The organism is Salmonella sp. SA14318 (assembly GCF_029866905.1).
GTDB lineage: Bacteria > Pseudomonadota > Gammaproteobacteria > Enterobacterales > Enterobacteriaceae > Salmonella > Salmonella enterica.
Genome location: NZ_CP123282.1, coordinates 3,394,389 through 3,414,028 on the forward strand (window position 1 = coordinate 3,394,389; position 19,640 = coordinate 3,414,028).

Annotated in this window: 18 protein-coding genes and 1 pseudogene; 13 read left to right on the forward strand and 6 right to left on the reverse strand. The window is 53.2% G+C overall.

Going from position 1 to position 19,640, the window contains the following annotated elements; all coding sequences use genetic code 11:
* Nucleotides 1-6: 6 nt before the first annotated feature.
* Nucleotides 7-897 carry a heme o synthase gene (gene cyoE / locus QEN32_RS16330; protein WP_000971352.1) on the forward strand — a complete coding sequence of 297 codons (891 nt, stop codon included), beginning with the start codon at nt 7-9 and terminating at the stop codon, nt 895-897.
* 85 nt (nt 898-982) lie between these two features.
* Here cyoE and QEN32_RS16335 read toward each other — a convergent pair whose 3' ends face one another.
* Entirely contained in the window at nt 983-2,473 is a 1,491-nt protein-coding gene (locus tag QEN32_RS16335; RefSeq protein WP_023231317.1) for a tetratricopeptide repeat protein, read from the reverse strand.
* Nucleotides 2,474-2,484: 11 nt separating this feature from the next.
* Nucleotides 2,485-3,996, reverse strand: a complete 1,512-nt coding sequence (locus QEN32_RS16340) for an SEL1-like repeat protein (protein WP_094897755.1) — start codon at nt 3,994-3,996, stop codon at nt 2,485-2,487.
* A 174-nt stretch (nt 3,997-4,170) separates the two neighbouring features.
* Here QEN32_RS16340 and QEN32_RS16345 point away from each other — a divergent pair.
* Nucleotides 4,171-4,302, forward strand: a pseudogene (locus QEN32_RS16345) (IS5/IS1182 family transposase); the annotation flags it as partial.
* A 230-nt stretch (nt 4,303-4,532) separates the two neighbouring features.
* A complete protein-coding gene (locus QEN32_RS16350) occupies nt 4,533-5,897 on the forward strand; it encodes an MFS transporter (RefSeq protein WP_001000938.1) in 1,365 nt (454 codons plus the stop codon).
* A gap of 46 nt (nt 5,898-5,943) precedes the next feature.
* On the opposite strand, the gene QEN32_RS16355 is transcribed toward QEN32_RS16350, so the two are convergent.
* Nucleotides 5,944-6,435 (reverse strand): YajQ family cyclic di-GMP-binding protein, encoded by a 492-nt coding sequence (locus QEN32_RS16355; protein WP_001138913.1) that lies wholly within the window; start codon nt 6,433-6,435, stop codon nt 5,944-5,946.
* Between the two features lie 125 nt (nt 6,436-6,560).
* Between QEN32_RS16355 and panE the strand changes: the two genes are divergently transcribed.
* Nucleotides 6,561-7,472, forward strand: coding sequence for a 2-dehydropantoate 2-reductase (gene panE, locus QEN32_RS16360; protein ID WP_000705814.1), 912 nt, complete (start codon nt 6,561-6,563; stop codon nt 7,470-7,472).
* Nucleotides 7,435-8,025 carry a protein deglycase YajL gene (gene yajL, locus QEN32_RS16365; protein ID WP_001275807.1) on the forward strand — a complete coding sequence of 197 codons (591 nt, stop codon included), beginning with the start codon at nt 7,435-7,437 and terminating at the stop codon, nt 8,023-8,025. Before panE ends, yajL begins: the two co-directional genes overlap by 38 nt.
* 96 nt (nt 8,026-8,121) lie before the next feature.
* Here the strand turns inward: yajL and phnX are convergent, their stop codons facing one another.
* Both phnX and phnW read right to left on the reverse strand, forming a co-directional pair.
* Complete coding sequence (gene phnX / locus QEN32_RS16370; protein WP_080203140.1) at nt 8,122-8,931, reverse strand: phosphonoacetaldehyde hydrolase; 810 nt, start codon at nt 8,929-8,931, stop codon at nt 8,122-8,124.
* Between the two features lie 9 nt (nt 8,932-8,940).
* Nucleotides 8,941-10,044 (reverse strand): 2-aminoethylphosphonate--pyruvate transaminase, encoded by a 1,104-nt coding sequence (gene phnW / locus QEN32_RS16375; RefSeq protein WP_080203139.1) that lies wholly within the window; start codon nt 10,042-10,044, stop codon nt 8,941-8,943.
* Nucleotides 10,045-10,184: 140 nt separating this feature from the next.
* Between phnW and phnR the strand changes: the two genes are divergently transcribed.
* From phnR to phnV, 5 genes are all read left to right on the forward strand, one after another.
* Nucleotides 10,185-10,904, forward strand: a complete 720-nt coding sequence (phnR, locus tag QEN32_RS16380) for a phosphonate utilization transcriptional regulator PhnR (RefSeq protein ID WP_080203138.1) — start codon at nt 10,185-10,187, stop codon at nt 10,902-10,904.
* Nucleotides 10,905-11,096: 192 nt separating this feature from the next.
* Nucleotides 11,097-12,110 (forward strand): 2-aminoethylphosphonate ABC transporter substrate-binding protein, encoded by a 1,014-nt coding sequence (gene phnS / locus QEN32_RS16385; protein ID WP_000778008.1) that lies wholly within the window; start codon nt 11,097-11,099, stop codon nt 12,108-12,110.
* A 5-nt stretch (nt 12,111-12,115) separates the two neighbouring features.
* Nucleotides 12,116-13,225 carry a 2-aminoethylphosphonate ABC transport system ATP-binding subunit PhnT gene (phnT, locus tag QEN32_RS16390; RefSeq protein ID WP_020437364.1) on the forward strand — a complete coding sequence of 370 codons (1,110 nt, stop codon included), beginning with the start codon at nt 12,116-12,118 and terminating at the stop codon, nt 13,223-13,225.
* Nucleotides 13,226-13,227: 2 nt separating this feature from the next.
* Complete coding sequence (gene phnU, locus QEN32_RS16395) at nt 13,228-14,088, forward strand: 2-aminoethylphosphonate ABC transporter permease subunit (protein ID WP_001128373.1); 861 nt, start codon at nt 13,228-13,230, stop codon at nt 14,086-14,088.
* A 2-nt stretch (nt 14,089-14,090) separates the two neighbouring features.
* Complete coding sequence (gene phnV / locus QEN32_RS16400) at nt 14,091-14,888, forward strand: 2-aminoethylphosphonate ABC transport system, membrane component PhnV (RefSeq protein ID WP_000909793.1); 798 nt, start codon at nt 14,091-14,093, stop codon at nt 14,886-14,888.
* A gap of 42 nt (nt 14,889-14,930) precedes the next feature.
* Here the strand turns inward: phnV and thiI are convergent, their stop codons facing one another.
* Nucleotides 14,931-16,379 carry a tRNA uracil 4-sulfurtransferase ThiI gene (thiI, locus tag QEN32_RS16405; RefSeq protein ID WP_000668655.1) on the reverse strand — a complete coding sequence of 483 codons (1,449 nt, stop codon included), beginning with the start codon at nt 16,377-16,379 and terminating at the stop codon, nt 14,931-14,933.
* A 209-nt stretch (nt 16,380-16,588) separates the two neighbouring features.
* On the opposite strand from thiI, the gene xseB reads away from it, so the two are divergent.
* From xseB to dxs, 3 genes are read left to right on the forward strand one after another with little or no spacing between them, the layout of a single operon-like run.
* Nucleotides 16,589-16,831, forward strand: a complete 243-nt coding sequence (xseB, locus tag QEN32_RS16410; protein ID WP_001124944.1) for an exodeoxyribonuclease VII small subunit — start codon at nt 16,589-16,591, stop codon at nt 16,829-16,831.
* Nucleotides 16,832-17,731 carry a (2E,6E)-farnesyl diphosphate synthase gene (gene ispA, locus QEN32_RS16415; protein WP_000348074.1) on the forward strand — a complete coding sequence of 300 codons (900 nt, stop codon included), beginning with the start codon at nt 16,832-16,834 and terminating at the stop codon, nt 17,729-17,731.
* Between the two features lie 23 nt (nt 17,732-17,754).
* Nucleotides 17,755-19,617 (forward strand): 1-deoxy-D-xylulose-5-phosphate synthase, encoded by a 1,863-nt coding sequence (gene dxs, locus QEN32_RS16420; protein ID WP_000006777.1) that lies wholly within the window; start codon nt 17,755-17,757, stop codon nt 19,615-19,617.
* The last annotated feature ends 23 nt before the right edge of the window (nt 19,618-19,640 follow it).

The following is a 19,640-nucleotide window of genomic DNA, read 5'->3' on the forward strand; positions in this document are numbered from 1 at the left end:
GCGAGTATGATGTTTAAGCAATACCTGCAAGTAACGAAACCAGGCATCATCTTTGGCAACCTGATCTCGGTGATCGGGGGATTTCTGCTGGCCTCAAAGGGCAGCATTGACTATCCCCTGTTCATCTATACGCTGGTCGGGGTGTCACTGGTTGTGGCGTCGGGTTGTGTATTTAACAACTACATCGACAGGGATATCGACAGGAAGATGGAAAGGACCAAGAATCGGGTGCTGGTCAAAGGCCTGATTTCTCCTGGCGTCTCGCTGGTATACGCCACCCTGCTGGGTATTGCTGGCTTTATGCTGCTGTGGTTTGGCGCTAATCCTCTGGCCTGCTGGCTGGGGGTGATGGGCTTCGTGGTCTACGTTGGCGTGTACAGCTTGTACATGAAGCGTCACTCCGTTTACGGCACGCTGATTGGTTCTCTCTCCGGCGCAGCGCCGCCGGTGATTGGCTACTGCGCCGTAACGGGCGACTTTGACAGCGGCGCGGCGATCCTGTTGGCTATTTTCAGCCTCTGGCAGATGCCGCACTCTTACGCCATCGCCATTTTCCGCTTTAAGGACTATCAGGCGGCCAATATCCCGGTTCTGCCGGTGGTAAAAGGAATCTCAGTCGCTAAAAACCACATCACGCTGTACATCATTGCGTTTGCCGTTGCAACGCTAATGCTCACGTTGGGCGGTTATGCCGGTTACAAATACCTGGTGGTCGCCGCGGCGGTCAGCGTTTGGTGGCTCGGCATGGCGCTACGCGGTTACAAAGTGGAAGATGATAAGGTCTGGGCGCGCAAGCTGTTCGGCTTCTCTATCATTGCGATTACCGCGCTGAGTATCATGATGTCCGTTGATTTTATGGTGCCGAATTCGCAGAATCTGCTGACTTACGTCTGGTAACAAGCGTTGCTATTGAAAAAACCGCTGTGTCGCAAAACGGCGGTTTTTTTATTCATTTCATCAGGCAGTAACACCCCACGAGTTATCAATTCTGAATAATATGTAAATTATCCGTTTTCAGTAAATCAACTTTTTTACCATTGATTGTTGCCGTCGCTGACTTCACGGTGAAAGTAAGTTTATGGTAATCACATAAGTCACCGTTTTTCATCAGGAGATATCCCATCGACTTAAAAGAATCCCCCATACCCTGTTCAGTACCCAGAGTATTGAGACCCAAAGGAGGAAAAGCGACCACTCTTTCGTCGCTAACTCCAGCATCATTTTTTAATATCAATTCCACATGTAAGTTCGCAACATGAATTAACTTTTTCGTATTGACAACAAATCCAATCTGACACAGTGGAATATTATCAATCCTGCCAAATAATCCCGCATATTTTTCTAATGTTAACTCAGGAAGTTGCTGACTAAAATCATTACGACTCTTTCGATCTTTTTCACAATAATCAAGATAATCGCGTTGTGTCATCTTTTTTATATAGCTGTTATCGTAATAGTGCCAGGATTGTTGGCAATCGACATCAACACCCTGGCCATTAAAATACATCTGTGCTAAATAATCAGCGGCCGCCTGTAATTCTTTCTCATAAGCTTTTTTAAAAAAATACAGCGCTTTATCGTAATCAACGTTAACCAGTACGCCAGAATAGTACACACGACCTAACGTATACAATGCTTCTCCATTACCTTGCTGCGCCGCCATTTCATACCATTTCCGGGCTTTCTCTCCATCTGGTTGTAATCCCAATCCGGCGTGTTCATAAAGAAAACCTAACAGCGTCTGTGAGTCGGCATCCCCCTTCTCGGCCGAAATTCGGAGCCATTTCAGGGCTTCAGCAATATCTATCGTTTTCGTTGCATTATTAAAATATAAAGTAGAGACCAGTTTTGCCGTCTGATACGCGACCTTAGGATCACCCTCTCTCGCCCAGAGTATCGCTATCCGCGCAAGATGTGATGAGTCAAAACCTATTCGACTCAGCAGTTTTCGCTCATCTGATTGCGGGGCATAAAAATAGAAACTTAAGCCTTGAATAAAATGAGGACGAAATGAAAGGTCTCGATATGCCTCAAGTTTATTACTATAAACACTCCCAATTATACGTTCAATCACCTTTTTATCGAGATTGATATTGGATAAATTAATTTTTTCTCTAAGCTGTTTTGCTAATGTTTTCGCTTGTGTAATATCCTTTTGGGTACCGATGCCATACTCATAGAAATAAGCCGCATTAAAGCAACCATAATCACCGTCCAAATTACAAGCCTGTTCGTAGTACTTTATTGCCTGCGGAATATCCACAGATACTGAAACGCCGTACTCATAAATAAACCCCAACTCCGCCAGCGCTTGAGCGTTATTATCTTTGGCTAACGCCTTTAGCTCATTTAGCGCCTGAACATCTTTCTGCGCAATACGGCTATACAACGCGTCAATATCATCACCTGCCTGGCATACCGATGCGAAAGAAAGCCCAAGCAGAAGCAAAAGATTCCATTTCCGTTTTATCATTTTTCATTCCCTTATTTTTTATCTAAAAAGCGCACACTGTCAGCTTTCAGCAAATCAACATTCTTATCGTTAATCGTTGCCGTAGCGGATTTCAGCGTAAAATGGATATCGCCGATCCCGTGACAAAAATCTTGAGTATACAGAGGGAGATCGTATGAGGTAACGAGAGGATCAACAGCATGATTTTGCATATCTATCCCCAGAGTATTCAAACCGAATGGCGGAATCATTAACGTTTCCTCAGTTGCCACTCCATCATCATTTTTCAGCTCAAGCGTAATATGCAAATTCGCCATGTTACGGATTTTATCTGTGCCAATCTGAAAAATTAGTGCGCATTCTTTCGGCTTAGCCGTTATCCCGCGAGAGAAAATACTCTCTTTTTTTAGGGTTACTTTGGGTAAAGCATCCGCGTTGTTTTTTCGACTCTGAATATCCGCTGCGCATTTACTTAAAAATATTTTTTCCTCAACCTTCTTACCTACATATCGAGATGCTTTCTTGTAATACGACCAGGCTTTATCACAATCAGGTGCAGTACCTAAACCGTTATAATACATCCAACTCAACGGCATCGTTGAGCGCGAATTAGTACCATCATTTTCAACCTGCGTAAATAATGCCAGCGCTTTAGCGTAATCAGTGCGCCCTGTTGCGCCAGAATAATAGATTTTACCTAGCGCAATCTGTGCATCGCTGTCACCCTGCTCAGCCGCCTGCCCATACCATTTTTGTGCTTCCTGAATGTCTGGCTTAATCCCCCACTCATCGCCCTCTCCCCCCGAATAAATACCCCCCAAGAGAGATTGGGCCTCAACGACGCCTTTTTCCGCGGCGGCGCGAAACCATTTCAACGAGGCTGGCCTGGCCTTATAAGGCTCATCCACATAATGACCAGAGAAATCATTAAGGGTGAGTAACCCCAGTTGATAATCCATTTGTGGATCGCCGTCCTGTACCCATAGCGTAGCAAGGCGGAACGTTTTTTCCTGATTAAATCCGATACGACTAAAAAAAAGCGCATCGCTCTCTGGCCTATTATTTAGAAGATTAAATAGTGCATTAATAAATTCTGGCCGCTGCGATTTATCCGTATCGGCCAATGCTTTTGCCGTGTAAATTTCTTGCGAAAACTTATCGATATACTCTTGCTCAATCAATAAATTATCCAGATTCATTTTCTTAGCATACATATTGGCCTGAGCGCTATCTTTCGCCACTCCGTCGCCATACTGATAAGCATACTTCACATTATAGCAACCATAGTTACCGCCAAGTTCACAGGCCTGCTTGTAATACTGCAACGCCCGTTCGCGATTCATCGGTACACCAATACCGTATTCATGGATAAACCCCAGTTCATCCAGAACCGAAGCTCTTTTTTCCACAGGCAAAGCATCAAGATCCTTCTGGGTAAGCGCAGCATATTTTACATCATCTTTACCGTTGTTCTCTGATGCATTTACCTGGCTAACAAATAAAATACCCGCCAAAATACATAATGATAAATATTTAATTTCCATAACGAATTCACTCCTTGAATAATATAATAAATGCGACTGCTGACAAACCTTCTGCCTGATAAACGCGCGCCATCACGCAGAAAGTTTGCTATCAGTCTCGGCGTTGTTGAATAAATCAAATTTTCAGAAGATGGGCGGATCTGATCATTGCAGTCGTTTCAGAATCGGCTTCCTATGGCAAAGCAAAAGTTTAAAGTCACCCACCGGCCAGCCACTCTCAGGCAGCGCGGTTCGCTGACAGTCTGGCTTGACGAGTTCTGCTATTGCAACATGGAGCAACAGCGCACACCGCCTGAAGGCCGTGGCTAACCGCTACACTATACTGAGATGGCTCAGATAGCCACTACAGCTCAAGGAGATCGGAATATGAATGAGCACAAGGCTATGCTGACTCTCCCGATCGCCCCTATCGTGTTAACAATTTATCTCTTTTTTAGCTCAACTGTTTCAAAAACATAATATTTGCTAATTAACCCTCTATTTACCCGACACACTCCCCGCACTACACTACTCCCAGCTTTTATACAGAGGTGGCAATGAACGATTATAAAATGACGCCAGGGGAGCTGCGCGCCACATGGGGTTTAGGGACCGTCTTTTCGTTGCGTATGCTGGGCATGTTTATGGTTCTACCAGTACTGACCACATACGGTATGGCGCTACAGGGCGCCAGCGAAGCATTAATCGGCATTGCGATCGGCATTTACGGGCTGGCGCAGGCTATCTTTCAAATTCCCTTTGGGCTGCTGTCCGACCGCATTGGCCGCAAACCGCTGATTGTCGGCGGACTGGCGGTATTTGTCGCGGGCAGCGTCATTGCCGCGCTCTCCCACTCAATCTGGGGCATTATTCTGGGGCGAGCGCTACAAGGGTCCGGCGCTATTGCCGCCGCCGTCATGGCGCTCCTGTCTGACCTCACCCGCGAGCAAAACCGTACCAAAGCGATGGCGTTTATCGGCGTCAGCTTTGGTATCACCTTCGCGATTGCGATGGTATTAGGGCCGATCGTTACCCATAGTCTGGGATTGAACGCGTTGTTCTGGATGATCGCCGCCCTCGCCACCCTGGGCATTCTTCTGACGATCTGGGTGGTTCCCAACAGTACCAACCATGTGCTGAATCGCGAATCCGGGATGGTCAAAGGCAGCTTCAGTAAAGTGCTGGCGGAGCCGAGGCTGCTCAAGCTCAATTTCGGCATTATGTGTCTGCATATTTTATTGATGTCCACCTTTGTCGCCTTGCCCGGCCAGCTTGCCGATGCTGGTTTCCCTGCCGCCGAACACTGGAAGGTGTATCTGGCAACCATGGTGATCGCCTTTGCCGCCGTCGTGCCTTTTATTATCTATGCTGAAGTCAAACGGCGGATGAAGCAGGTATTCCTGTTCTGCGTGGGACTCATTGTCGTCGCAGAAATCGTGTTGTGGGGAGCGGGCCAACATTTCTGGGAGCTGGTGATTGGCGTACAACTCTTTTTCCTCGCCTTTAATCTGATGGAGGCGCTGCTGCCTTCGCTGATTAGCAAAGAATCGCCCGCGGGGTATAAAGGAACGGCGATGGGCGTCTATTCTACCAGTCAGTTTCTTGGCGTGGCGCTTGGCGGCTCGCTGGGCGGCTGGATAGACGGCACGTTTGATGGGCAAACCGTTTTCCTTGCCGGGGCCGTACTGGCGATGGTATGGCTGGCGGTGGCAAGTACCATGAAAGAGCCGCCCTATGTCAGCAGCCTGCGCGTGGAAATTCCAGCGGATATTGTTGCTGACGACAGGCTAAAACAGCGACTGTTGGCAATGAAAGGCGTAAGCGAAGCGCTGATCGTGGCGGAAGAGCATTCCGCTTACGTCAAAATCGACAGCAAAGTGACCAATCGCTTTGAAGTTGAACAGCTTATCAGCAAAGGATGAATACTGCATTGCCGGATGGCGGCGAGGCTCTATCCGGCATAACAACTTAATCGCGGAAGTTTTTGAACTGGAACGGCTGGCCCAAATCGCCGCCGCGAACCAGCGCCATTACCGATTGCAGATCGTCACGTGATTTGCCCGTCACGCGAATCTCTTCCCCCTGAATTTGCGCCTGCACCTTCAGTTTGCTGTCTTTAATCAGCTTGACGATTTTCTTCTGCACGGCGCTTTCAATGCCCTGCTTCAGCTTCGCTTCCACATACCAGGTTTTACCGCTATGCACGAACTCGTCCGGTACATCCAGCGAAGCGCCTTCAATACCGCGTTTAAGCAGCTTGGCGCGCAGAATATCGAGCAACTGATTGACCTGGAAATCGGACTCGCTCAGCACCTTGATGGTTTTATTGGCATCGTTCAGTTCAATAGTCGCCTCTACGCCACGGAAGTCAAAACGAGACTCAACCTCGCGAACCGCGTTATCCACACCGTTACGCGCTTCCTGCAGATCAACTTCAGAAACAATATCGAAAGATGGCATCTTTTCTTCTCCCTTCATTTTCGTTGCGTTGCATAATACCTGCAACGAGGCTTAACGAGAAGCTTAGCTGATGACGCTATAATTAGCGCCATAACACCTGGCGCTGTTGCAGGTGAGGAGGAACAATGAAAATTACTGTACTGGGATGCGGAGCCTTAGGACAACTTTGGCTTTCGGCACTGTGCAAACACGGACATGACGTACAGGGCTGGCTACGGGTGCCACAACCTTATTGCAGCGTAAATCTGATCGATACCGATGGTTCCTTTTTCAACGAATCACTGACGGCAAACGATCCGGATTTTTTGGCGAAGAGCGAACTGTTATTAGTCACGCTGAAAGCGTGGCAGGTTTCCGACGCAGTACGAACCCTGGCGTCAACCCTACCGGTGACGTCGCCTATCCTGCTCATTCATAATGGAATGGGAACCATAGAAGAGCTGCAAAATATCCAACAGCCGATGTTGATGGGGACTATCACCCATGCTGCGCGCCGCGACGGTAATATCATTATTCATGTCGCTAACGGTACTACGCATATTGGCCCGGCGCGCGAGCAAGACGGCGATTACAGTTATCTCGCCGATATCCTGCAGGGGGTACTGCCCGATGTCGCCTGGCATAACAATATCCGCGCAGAGATGTGGCGCAAACTGGCGGTCAACTGTGTTATCAACCCGCTCACCGCGCTTTGGAACTGCCCGAACGGCGAGCTGCGCCATCATCCTGATGAAATCAACGCAATTTGCGAAGAGGTCGCCGCCGTGATTGAACGTGAAGGCTACCACACATCGGCAGACGATTTACGCTATTATGTTGAGCAAGTGATTGACAGTACGGCAGAAAACATCTCATCCATGTTGCAGGACGTGCGTGCCATGCGCCATACCGAAATTGACTACATCACCGGTTATTTACTCAAGCGCGCCCGCGTGCACGGTCTCGCCGTTCCGGAAAATAGCCGCCTGTTTGAAATGGTAAAGCGAAAGGAGAGTGAGTATGAGCGCTCAGGCACTGGTATGCCTCGCCCCTGGTAGTGAAGAGACCGAAGCGGTCACCACTATCGATCTGCTGGTTCGCGGCGGAATCCACGTCACTACCGCCAGCGTCGCCAGCGATGGCAACCTGACGATTGTCTGCTCGCGCGGTGTAAAGCTACTGGCGGATGCGCCGCTGGTTGAAGTTGCCGACGGCGATTATGACATCATCGTGTTGCCCGGCGGAATTAAAGGCGCCGAGTGCTTTCGCGACAGCCCGCTGCTGGTCGAAACCGTAAAACAGTTTCACCGCTCCGGGCGCATTGTCGCAGCCATTTGCGCCGCAGCCGCCACAGTGCTCGTGCCGCACGATATCTTCCCTATCGGCAATATGACCGGTTTTCCGGCGCTGAAAGATAAGATCCCCGCCGAACAGTGGCAGGATAAGCGTGTGGTGTGGGATGCGCGGGTAAAATTATTAACCAGCCAGGGACCGGGTACCGCTATCGATTTTGGTTTGAAAATCATCGACCTGTTGGCTGGTCGTGAAAAAGCGCATGAAGTGGCTTCGCAACTGGTGATGGCGGCGGGGATTTATAACTACTACGAGTAAGAATGATTGCCGGATGGCGGCGTAAACACCTTATCCGGCCTACAAAACGGTACAGTCTGTAGGCCGGATAAGCGGCAGCGCCATCCGGCAGTTATTTTACGGGCGTTCGCCCTGCGCCAGACGCGCATTAATATGCGCAATCACCTCAGGTAAATCCGCCAGTGAATCCACCACGTAATGCGCCCCGGCGGCGTACAGCTTGCTGGCCGCGTGCTCACGGCGGACCGCAACGTCCTCTTTCGACATTGTCTGATAGGCGTCCCATGTTGCGCCGAATTCGTTACCCGATACCGCCAGCCCCACCGTCCACATCCCCGCGTTAAGCCCCTCGCTAATGCCCGGCGCGGCATCATCTACCTTCACACAGTGCGCGACCGCATCAATGCCCAGCGCAATCACGTTTTGCAGCGCCATCCACGGCCCCGGGCGACCACCCGCGGCCAGGTCGTCCGTTGCCACCCAATGATCCGGACAATAGCCATGCCCGGCGGCGGCGGGGACCAGACGCTCCATCACCGCTCGTGGGTAACCGGAGCAGGAGCCTATCTTAATGCCCTCGGCTCGTAGCGCCGCGATCGTGTCGATAACTCCGGCAATAGGAGAAGAAAAATCGACAACTTTAGCAATCTGTAACGGCATGAAGGCGGAATAGATGGCATCAATATCTGCTGCGCTCATGGAGCGGCCAAACTTTGCCTGCCAGCGCGCGTCAACAGCAGGTAATTTTCCCAGCGCTTCAATGTGTTGCCATTTACCCAGCCCCATTGGCACGCGTGCTTCGGCGAGGGTGATCTCCACATCAAATGCCTGACGGAACGCCTCGACGAAAATTTGCGTCGGCGCGAAGGAGCCAAAATCGACGGTGGTGCCCGCCCAGTCGAGAATAACAGCGTGAATACGGTTCATCATGGTTCCTTATTTCGTCCAGTACATGGCGGTACGAATGGCGGTCAGCAGGGCCGTGATATCGGCGGCATATACTTCGCCAATGTTGCCGATGCGAAAGCAGTCGCTTTGCGACACTTTGCCTGGATAGATAACAAAGCCCTGCTCTTTAAGGCGGCGATAAAATTCGCTAAAGCGATACTGCGGGTCTTCCGGTGAATAAAAGGCGGTGATAATGGGCGAATGAAGTTCGTCATCCAGCAGCGTGTTAAAGCCCAGCGCCCGCATTCCGGCCACCAGGCTGCGCTGATTTTGCTGATAGCGTTGATGACGTGCCGCCACGCCACCTTCTTCCGCCAGCTCTTTCAGCGCCTGGGCAAACGCCAGGACGGTATGAGTGGGCGAAGTAAAACGCCATTTGCCGTGGTTATCCTCCATGCAGCGCCACTGGGCGTAGAGATCTAACGACAGCGAGCGGGAACGCCCTTTGCACGCGGCCAGTTTTTGCTCGCGGGCAATCACGAAGGCAAAACCCGGCACGCCCTGAATGCATTTATTGGCGGAGCTGATCAGATAGTCGATGTGTAATGTTGCAATATCCATGGGGATGCCGCCGAAGCTGCTCATGGCGTCAACGATGTAGGTTTTGCCATAGCGCTGCGCCAAAGCGCCCACCTCATCAATGGGGTTGAGCATCCCGGTGGTCGTTTCGCTATGCACCATGGCGATATGGCTGATCGTCGGGTCGGCGTTGAGGATCGCGTCGATCGCCTGCACGTCCGGGCGCGCAACTTCGCCGCAGTCGTAAGCGTGATGGGCGATACCCATAAGGCCGGCCATCTCGACCATTCGTGCGCCGTATGCACCGTTGCTGACGATCAGCACCTTATCCTGCGGCCCCAATGCGCTGCCCAGTACGGCTTCCACAGCATAGCTGCCGCTGCCTTGCAGCAGTACGGAGGTGTAGCCTTCGGAGGCCGTTGCCAGTGCGGTCAGCTGCTGGCGGATCTGTTCCACCACGCCGATATTGTAATCATCATCCCAGGTACAGCTATCGAACAACATCGCTTCTTTCACGGTACGAGAGGTGGTGAGCGGGCCAGGAGTCAGCAGCAGATAGTTACGCGAAGTCATGTTATTTACCTTTTGGTCTATACCAGATTGCATTTATCATGACGATCTTTGCCGCGACGGGTCAAAGAGAAAATCGCGCTGCAACAAAAAATTCATCTCTGCTTGTATAATGGCGGCAGGCAAAACGGAAGCGAGTAAGCATGAAATCTATCCCGGGCGATATCCCGCAGTACCTGTTGATCAAGGCGCAGCTTCAGGCGCGTATTCAGAGCGGTGCGTTGAAAAGCGGTGATAAACTGCCGTCTGAACGCGAACTGTGCGCGATCTTCAACACCACGCGCATTACTGTTCGCGAAAGCCTGGCGCAGCTGGAGTCCAGTGGGCTTATCTGGCGCGCCGATCGTCGCGGTTGGTTCGTTACGCCGGAACGCCTGTGGCTGGATCCGACCCAGAACACCAACTTCCATAAGCTTTGCCGCGAGCAGGGGCGGGAGCCAAAAACCGCGCTACTGAGCGGCGTGTTAACCACAGTGCCTGTCGAGGTCATGGAGCCCCTCCAGCTCCAGCCGTTTGATCAAATCTATCTGCTGACCCGTCTGCGTTACGCCGATGGCCGCGCCGTGTGCTACTGCGAAAACCATTGTTTGCCCGCCCGCGTGCCTGAGCTGCTGCAGTACGATCTCAACGGCAGCCTGACCGAGGTATACGGGTCGCACTACAACCTCGTCTATACCAGCATGCATCTGTCGTTCTACCCCACCGCCATGCCTGCGCAGGCCGCACAGGCGCTGGGAGTTATGGAAGGACGCCCGGCGCTGTTGCTGCGCCGTCTGAACTACGATCAACACGGGCGAGTGCTGGATCTGGATATCGAATACTGGCGTCACGACAGCCTGCGTATTGAGGTAGATACCCACTAGCGGGTGCGCGGATGTTGGCTGCCTTATCCGGCCTGTCAATCGTATCGTCTCACGGCTATCCGGATAAGCGCAGCATCATCCAGCGTGGACTGATTTATTTCTCTTTCATCGTTTTGTCATATAAGCCGTTTAGCGTAAAAAGCAAACCTGGTATAGGCCAGAAAATGCAACGTACGCTATGAGGCTATTACGATGAAACTTTCCCGACTTGCTCTGCTGTCTGTCTTCGCTCTCGCCAGCGCCCCGTCATGGGCGGAATCAGTGGTCACGGTGTACTCCATCGACGGGCTGCACGATGGCGATAACAGCTGGTACCAGGTGCAGTTTGACGCATTCACTAAAGCGACCGGCATTACCGTACGCTATGTTGAAGGCGGTGGTGGCGTGGTAGTGGAACGTCTGGCAAAAGAGCGTACGAATCCACAAGCCGACGTGCTGGTAACCGCGCCGCCATTCATTCAGCGCGCCGCCGCCGAAAAGCTGCTGGCGAACTTTAACACCGACGCCGCATCGGCTATCCCCGATGCCAACAACCTTTATTCGCCGCTGGTAAAGAATTATCTGAGCTTTATCTACAACAGCAAGCTGCTGAAAACTGCCCCGGCGAGCTGGCAGGATCTGCTTGACGGTAAATTCAAAAATAAACTCCAGTATTCCACGCCAGGTCAGGCCGCTGACGGCACGGCGGTGATGCTGCAGGCTTTCCACAGCTTCGGCAGTAAAGATGCCGGTTTTGCGTATCTCGGCAAGCTGCAGGCCAATAACGTCGGGCCATCTGCCTCTACCGGCAAGCTAACCGCGCTGGTTAATAAAGGTGAAATCTACGTCGCTAACGGCGACCTGCAAATGAACCTCGCGCAGATGGAACGTAACCCGAACGTGAAAATCTTCTGGCCGGCCAACGACAAAGGCGAGCGCAGCGCGCTGGCCATCCCTTATGTCATTGGCCTGGTCCAGGGGGCGCCGCAGAGTGAAAATGGTAAAAAGCTGATTAACTTCCTGCTGAGTAAAGAAGCGCAGACTCGCGTCAGCGAACTCTCCTGGGGAATGCCGGTACGCAGCGACGTGACGCCGAGCGACGAACATTACAAGGCCGCCACTGCCGCGTTAGAAGGCGTGCAGAGCTGGCAGCCAAATTGGGATGACGTAGCCGTTTCGCTGTCGGCAGATATTAGCCGTTGGCACAAAGTGACCGAAAGCGAGTAAGCCTGATGCTGATGAAAACGACCGCCGTTCACGCCCCTGCATCGCAGGGGACATCGGGGATAGTCCTCGACTCGCTGCGCGTTGCGTATCACGGCAACGTGGTGCTTAAACCGCTCTCTTTGACGATTGAACCTGGCGAAGTGCTGGCGCTGATTGGCCCATCAGGATCTGGAAAAACGACGGTGCTGCGTGCGGTTGCAGGCTTTGTGCAGCCTGCAGGCGGTCGTATTCTGATTGGCGATACGGACGTCACCCATCTGCCACCCTATAAACGCGGGTTGGCGATGGTGGTGCAGAACTACGCCTTGTTCCCGCATCTGAAAGTGGAAGACAACGTCGCTTTTGGCCTGCGTGCGCAGAAGCAGCCAAAGGCGCTAATTAATGAGCGTGTAACGCAGGCGCTGAAAACGGTTGGCATGAGTGATTACGCCGCCCGTTATCCGCATCAACTTTCCGGCGGCCAGCAGCAACGCGTGGCCATCGCCCGCGCGATTGCCGTGCGCCCGCGCGTGCTGTTGCTGGATGAACCACTGTCAGCGCTGGACGCACAGATTCGTCATAATATGGTGGAAGAAATCGCCCGTCTTCACCGTGAGCTGCCGGAACTCACTATTCTCTACGTCACCCACGATCAAACGGAAGCGCTCACCCTGGCCGATAAAATCGGCATTATGAAGGATGGCTCACTGATTGCTCACGGCGAAACCCGCGCGCTATATCAGCATCCGCCCAATCGTTTTGCCGCCGAATTCTTAGGTCGCGCCAATATTCTCTCCGCCATCGCGCTGGGGATAACGGAGGTTCCGGGGCTGGTGGACGTCAGCTGCGGCGGTGCGGTGATTCGCGCGTTCAGCCGGGGCAGCCACCACGGTTACAACAAACTGCTGTGCATTCGTCCTCAGCACCTCAGCCTGACGCCGCGTTCGGCCTACAGCAACCGCTTCAACGCCACACTGCAATCGGTGCACTGGCAGGGCGATTTAACCCATCTGTTGTGTGACGTTGCTGGCGAAACGGTGCGAATGGTGTTGACGCATGTCAATCCGCTGCCGCGCGTGGGCGACAAGCTGGCGCTGTGGTTCGAACCGGATGATGCGGTCCTGATTGAGGTATAACCATGCCACTCATTTTACCACTGGAAAAACCGGCGCTTAACCTACGCCCGCTGCTGTGGCTGCTGCTCCCGTTGCTGGTGCTGGCGACGCTGTTTTTCTGGCCTCTGTCGCTCATCGTTGAACAGGCGCTACGCGGTGCCAATGGCGAGATCGGGCTCGAGACCTTCCGCCAGGTGGTCGACTCGAAACGCTTTGTCGGCGCGTTACTGAACACGTTGCAAATCGCCTTTTTCGCCACCGCCGGTTGCCTGCTGCTGGGCAGCGTGATGTCGCTGATTCTGGTGTTTATTCCTTTCCCCGGCAGCGAGTTGATTGGTCGGGTCGTCGATACTTTTATTGCGCTGCCGACCTTCCTGATTACGCTGGCGTTCACCTTTATTTATGGGTCAGCGGGTCTGCTCAACGGTACGCTGATGAGCCTGTTTGCCTTTGAGCTACCGCCGGTGGATTTTCTCTACTCGATGCAGGGCGTCATTCTGGCGGAGATCACGGTGTTCACTCCGCTGGTGATGCGGCCACTGATGGCCGCGCTGCGGCAAATTGATAAAAGCCAGCTAGAAGCAGCCAGCATTCTGGGGGCGCACCCGTTACGGGTGATTGGGCAGGTGATTTTCCCGGCGGCGCTACCGGCGCTGATGGCTGGTGGCAGCCTGTGCCTGCTGTTGACCACTAACGAGTTTGGCATCGTACTGTTTATTGGCGCGAAAGGGGTTAACACCCTGCCGATGATGGTTTACAGCAAAGCGATTCTGGAGTCCGACTATACGGTCGCCTGCATGATTGCGTTGATTAACATTGTCTTGTCGCTGGGGCTGTTCTCCCTCTATCGCCTGGCGGCATCGCGTACCGGCGTAAGGAGCTAGCCATGCTAATTTGGTCACCTAAAGGACGCGCAGCGGCGGGCGTTGTGGCTAGCGTACTGTTTATCGTGTTCTTTTTCCTGCCGCTGGCGGTGATTCTGATGTCCAGCCTTAGCCAGCAGTGGAACGGTATTCTGCCGAGTGGCTTCACGCTGAACCACTTTGTTAACGCTCTGCACGGTGCGGCATGGGATGCCCTACTTGCCAGCCTCACGATTGGCTTTTGCGCCAGCCTGTTTGCGCTGCTTTGCGGCGTTTGGGCGGCGCTGGCGCTGCGTCAATATGGGGTGAAAACGCAGAAATGGTTAAGTATGGTGTTCTATCTGCCGAGTGCGATTCCGTCAGTGTCCGTGGGCCTGGGCATTCTGGTTGCTTTCAGCCAGGGGCCATTGCAAATGAACGGCACCCTATGGATTGTGCTGACAGCGCACTTTGTGCTGATTTCCGCCTTTACCTTCAGTAACGTGTCGACCGGACTGGCGCGAATTTCCGCCGATATTGAAAACGTCGCGTCGAGTCTGGGGGCATCGCCCTGGTATCGTCTGCGTCACGTGACGTTGCCGTTATTGATGCCGTGGATGGTGTCAGCGCTGGCGCTGAGTTTATCGCTCTCCATGGGGGAGTTGGGCGCGACAATGATGATTTATCCGCCGGGCTGGACGACGCTGCCGGTGGCTATCTTTAGCCTGACCGACCGTGGAAATATCGCCGACGGCGCGGCGCTGACCATTGTGCTGGTGGCCATTACGCTGCTGCTGATGATGAAGCTGGAGCGCATTGCAAAACGGTTGGGGCAGAAATAAAACGGTAGGCCGGGAGGACATAGCCGCCACCCGGCAAAGGAATTACGGGCGATACACCTTCACATTGGCAAACCCCTGCTCGCGCAGATAGAGCGCCTGCAGGCGACTCATTACGCCGCGTTCGCACCATAGCAGCCAGGTTTTGCTCTGATCGAGATCGCCAAATTTAGTGCTCAGCTTGTAGAAAGGCAGCGAAACGACGTCGACGCCTTCCACTTTCAGCGGCTTGTCATCCTGCTCATCGACAGAACGGATATCCAGAATCACATCGTTGGCGCCAAAACCGCTCACGGTTTCTACTTCCACCACCTCCTGCTGGGTCTGCTGGGCGATTTCACGAATATCGACGTTGCTCGCTTCTTCTACCACCTTATCGAGAATACTGAAGTCGAAATTTTCTTCTTCGGCTTCAATTTTCGCTTTAATGGCTTTCACCGTCGGACTTTTTGAAATCACGCCACAGTATTCCGGCATCGTACGGGCAAAATCTTCCGTACCAATCTGGCGCGCCAGGTTGATAATGTGCTCTTTATCGTAAGAGATCAGCGGGCGCAGGATCAGCGTGTCAGACACGTTATCGATCAAGCGCAAGTTGGTTAGCGTCTGGCTGGACACCTGGCCCAGCGCTTCGCCGGTCACCAGCGCCTGTACGCCGTAACGTTCCGCCACTTTCGACGCCGCGCGTACCATCATACGTTTGAGCACCACGCCCATCTGGCCGTCGTCAACTTTCTCCAGAATCTCGCCGACCACCGGTTCGAAGTTAATCGCTACAAAACGCACGCGATGGGAGCTGCCAAAGCGGTTCCACAGGTAATGCGCCACCTGGCGAACGCCGATTTCATGCGCCGCGCCGCCGAGGTTAAAGAAGCAGTAGTGTACGCGGCAGCCGCGACGCATCAGCATATAGCTGGAGACGCCGGAGTCAAAACCGCCGGAGATCAGCGATAGCACATCTTCCTGGGTGCCAATCGGGAAACCGCCAATACCTTCATAACGCCCTTTGATCAGCAGCAGGCGATCATCTTCCACTTCCAGATGCACCGTCACATCCGGGTTAGTGAGCTTCACGCGCGCCGATTCAATATGCTGATTTAATCCGCCGCCGACATAGCGCTCCACCTCAATGGAACTAAACTCATGCTTACCGCGACGTTTTACGCGCACGCAGAAGGTTTTGCCTTCAAGCTGCTCGCGATACTGCGCCAACGCTTTCTCGAAAATGTCGTGCATATCGGTGAACGGCACATCTTCGACTTCAAGAATATGGTGGATCCCCGGAATGCGGGTCAGCGCGTCGCGAATCGCCAGACGCTGGTTTTCATCTTTGGCGCGAACTTCAATGTTATCCCAGTGACGGACAACCGCGAGGGTCTCATCGTAGTGCTTTAAAACGTTACGGATGTTCCCGGTTAAAATTTTTATAAAGCGCAAACGCACAGATTGGCTTTTGATAGTGATTTCCGGGAACAATTTAATGATAAACTTCATGGCGGCAATGGTTCTTTAGCAAGCTATCTAAGGCTTGTCGTGGAGAAATAGTACAGCAGCCCATACCTACGGCTGCATCCAGGCGCGGAAGTATATCACTATCACGGACATCTTGCGCATTTCCCCTTACCATTGCGCGTTATTTGCTTATCAGTGTGAGTCCGTTACCATAGACTTGTACTGCCATTACAGAGAGTCAAACAGTCATCATGCCGAAGAAAAATGAGGCGCCCGCCAGCTTTGAAACTGCGCTGAGCGAGCTGGAACATATTGTTACCCGCCTGGAAAGCGGCGATTTGCCGCTGGAAGACGCGCTGAATGAATTCGAGCGCGGCGTACAACTGGCGCGTCAGGGGCAGGCAAAACTGCAGCAGGCGGAACAGCGCGTGCAAATTTTGCTGTCTGATAATGAAGAGGCTTCACCTGAGCCTTTTATCGCGGATAATGAGTAAATGGACTTTACGCAGCAGCTACAGGCTTGCGTAACGCAAGCGAATCAGGCGCTGAGCCGTTTTATCGCGCCACTGCCCTTTCAGAACACTCCCGTGGTCGAAGCCATGCAGTATGGCGCATTATTAGGCGGTAAACGCCTGCGGCCATTTCTGGTTTACGCCACCGGTCAAATGTTTGGCGTCAGTACGGCAACGCTGGATGCGCCAGCTGCGGCGGTCGAATGCATTCATGCCTATTCGCTGATCCATGACGACCTGCCAGCAATGGACGATGACGATTTGCGTCGCGGCCTGCCGACTTGCCATATTAAATTTGGCGAAGCCAACGCAATCCTGGCGGGAGACGCGTTGCAGACGCTGGCGTTTGCCATTATCAGCGACGCGCCGATGCCGGAAGTCGCCGATCGCGATCGTATCGCGATGATCGCCGAACTGGCGAACGCCAGCGGTATCGCCGGTATGTGCGGCGGTCAGGCATTGGATCTGGCGGCAGAAGGCCAGCGGATCACTCTGGACGCGCTGGAACGCATTCATCGCCATAAGACCGGCGCGCTCATTCGCGCCGCCGTTAGACTTGGCGCATTGAGCGCGGGCGATAAAGGACGGAATACTCTGCCGATACTTGACCGCTATGCAGAGAGTATCGGCCTTGCCTTCCAGGTTCAGGATGACATTCTGGATGTGGTGGGCGATACTGCAACGTTAGGTAAACGTCAGGGCGCAGACCAGCAGCTTGGCAAAAGTACCTACCCTGCACTTCTGGGTCTTGAGCAAGCCCGGAATAAAGCCCGGGACCTGATAGAGGACGCCCGTCAGTCGTTACATCAGCTGGCCGCGCAATCACTGGACACCTCGGCACTGGAAGCGCTAGCGAACTACATAATCCAGCGTGATAAATAAACCCCATATCCAATGAGCTTGCGATGAGTTTTGATATAGCCAAATACCCTACCCTGGCATTGGTCGACTCCACCCAGGAGTTACGACTGTTACCGAAAGAGAGTCTGCCGAAACTCTGCGACGAGCTACGCCGCTACTTACTCGACAGCGTAAGCCGTTCCAGCGGGCACTTCGCTTCCGGGCTGGGCACGGTAGAACTTACCGTGGCGCTGCATTATGTCTACAACACCCCGTTTGACCAGCTAATCTGGGATGTTGGACACCAGGCTTATCCACATAAAATCCTTACCGGTCGTCGCGACAAAATCGGCACCATTCGCCAGAAAGGCGGTCTGCATCCGTTCCCGTGGCGCGGAGAAAGTGAATACGATGTGCTGAGCGTTGGGCATTCCTCCACCTCCATCAGCGCCGGTATCGGTATTGCCGTGGCGGCGGAGAAAGAAGGCAAAGATCGCCGCACCGTCTGTGTGATTGGCGACGGCGCCATCACCGCCGGTATGGCGTTTGAAGCAATGAATCACGCAGGCGATATCCGGCCCGACATGCTGGTCATTCTGAACGACAATGAAATGTCGATTTCGGAAAACGTCGGCGCGCTCAACAACCATCTGGCGCAGCTACTTTCCGGTAAGCTTTACTCTTCTCTGCGCGAAGGCGGAAAAAAGGTCTTCTCCGGCGTACCGCCAATTAAAGAACTGCTCAAGCGTACCGAAGAACATATTAAAGGCATGGTTGTGCCGGGCACACTGTTCGAAGAGCTGGGCTTTAACTACATCGGGCCGGTCGATGGTCACGATGTCATGGGGCTTATCAGCACATTGAAGAACATGCGCGACCTGAAAGGCCCGCAGTTCCTGCATATCATGACCAAGAAAGGCCGCGGCTATGAGCCCGCGGAAAAAGATCCGATCACTTTCCATGCGGTGCCTAAATTTGATCCTTCCAGCGGATGTTTGCCGAAAAGCAGCGGCGGCCTGCCCGGTTATTCAAAAATCTTCGGTGACTGGCTGTGTGAAACCGCCGCCAAAGACAGCAAGCTGATGGCGATCACCCCGGCAATGCGCGAAGGTTCCGGCATGGTGGAATTTTCACGTAAATTCCCGGATCGCTATTTTGACGTCGCCATCGCCGAGCAGCATGCCGTCACCTTCGCCGCAGGTCTGGCGATTGGCGGCTATAAGCCCGTCGTGGCGATCTACTCTACTTTCCTGCAACGCGCCTACGATCAGGTCATCCATGACGTCGCTATCCAGAAACTGCCGGTCATGTTCGCCATCGATCGCGCCGGTATCGTTGGCGCGGATGGACAAACACACCAGGGCGCGTTCGATCTCTCCTATCTGCGCTGCATCCCGGATATGGTGATCATGACGCCAAGCGACGAAAACGAATGTCGCCAGATGTTATTTACCGGGTATCACTATAACGACGGCCCGACGGCAGTACGTTATCCACGCGGTAATGCGCAGGGCGTGGCGCTAACCCCGCTGGAAAAACTGCCTATTGGTAAAGGCCTTGTGAAGCGTCATGGCGAAAAACTGGCGATTCTGAACTTTGGCACCTTAATGCCTGAGGCGGCGAAAGTCGCCGAAGCGCTGAACGCCACGCTGGTCGACATGCGCTTTGTTAAACCGCTGGACGACACGTTAATTCTGGAGATGGCCGCGCAGCATGACGCGCTGGTGACGCTGGAAGAAAACGCCATTATGGGCGGCGCTGGCAGCGGCGTAAACGAAGTGCTAATGGCCCATCGTAAACCTGTACCTGTGCTGAATATCGGTCTTCCGGATTTCTTTATCCCGCAAGGAACGCAGGAAGAAGCCCGCGCGGAACTGGGGCTCGACGCCGCAGGCATTGAAGCCAAAATCAAGGCCTGGCTGGCATAATCCCCTCTTTGCTCCTGCTATGC

Bases quoted from the DNA above. Each gene is read 5' to 3' on its own strand.
- cyoE (WP_000971352.1), top strand. From the start codon at position 7: ATGATGTTTAAGCAATACCTGCAAGTAACGAAACCAGGCATCATCTTT.
- QEN32_RS16335 (WP_023231317.1), bottom strand. From the start codon at position 2,473: ATGATAAAACGGAAATGGAATCTTTTGCTTCTGCTTGGGCTTTCTTTC.
- QEN32_RS16340 (WP_094897755.1), bottom strand. From the start codon at position 3,996: ATGGAAATTAAATATTTATCATTATGTATTTTGGCGGGTATTTTATTT.
- QEN32_RS16350 (WP_001000938.1), top strand. From the start codon at position 4,533: ATGAACGATTATAAAATGACGCCAGGGGAGCTGCGCGCCACATGGGGT.
- QEN32_RS16355 (WP_001138913.1), bottom strand. From the start codon at position 6,435: ATGCCATCTTTCGATATTGTTTCTGAAGTTGATCTGCAGGAAGCGCGT.
- panE (WP_000705814.1), top strand. From the start codon at position 6,561: ATGAAAATTACTGTACTGGGATGCGGAGCCTTAGGACAACTTTGGCTT.
- yajL (WP_001275807.1), top strand. From the start codon at position 7,435: ATGAGCGCTCAGGCACTGGTATGCCTCGCCCCTGGTAGTGAAGAGACC.
- phnX (WP_080203140.1), bottom strand. From the start codon at position 8,931: ATGAACCGTATTCACGCTGTTATTCTCGACTGGGCGGGCACCACCGTC.
- phnW (WP_080203139.1), bottom strand. From the start codon at position 10,044: ATGACTTCGCGTAACTATCTGCTGCTGACTCCTGGCCCGCTCACCACC.
- phnR (WP_080203138.1), top strand. From the start codon at position 10,185: ATGAAATCTATCCCGGGCGATATCCCGCAGTACCTGTTGATCAAGGCG.
- phnS (WP_000778008.1), top strand. From the start codon at position 11,097: ATGAAACTTTCCCGACTTGCTCTGCTGTCTGTCTTCGCTCTCGCCAGC.
- phnT (WP_020437364.1), top strand. From the start codon at position 12,116: ATGCTGATGAAAACGACCGCCGTTCACGCCCCTGCATCGCAGGGGACA.
- phnU (WP_001128373.1), top strand. From the start codon at position 13,228: ATGCCACTCATTTTACCACTGGAAAAACCGGCGCTTAACCTACGCCCG.
- phnV (WP_000909793.1), top strand. From the start codon at position 14,091: ATGCTAATTTGGTCACCTAAAGGACGCGCAGCGGCGGGCGTTGTGGCT.
- thiI (WP_000668655.1), bottom strand. From the start codon at position 16,379: ATGAAGTTTATCATTAAATTGTTCCCGGAAATCACTATCAAAAGCCAA.
- xseB (WP_001124944.1), top strand. From the start codon at position 16,589: ATGCCGAAGAAAAATGAGGCGCCCGCCAGCTTTGAAACTGCGCTGAGC.
- ispA (WP_000348074.1), top strand. From the start codon at position 16,832: ATGGACTTTACGCAGCAGCTACAGGCTTGCGTAACGCAAGCGAATCAG.
- dxs (WP_000006777.1), top strand. From the start codon at position 17,755: ATGAGTTTTGATATAGCCAAATACCCTACCCTGGCATTGGTCGACTCC.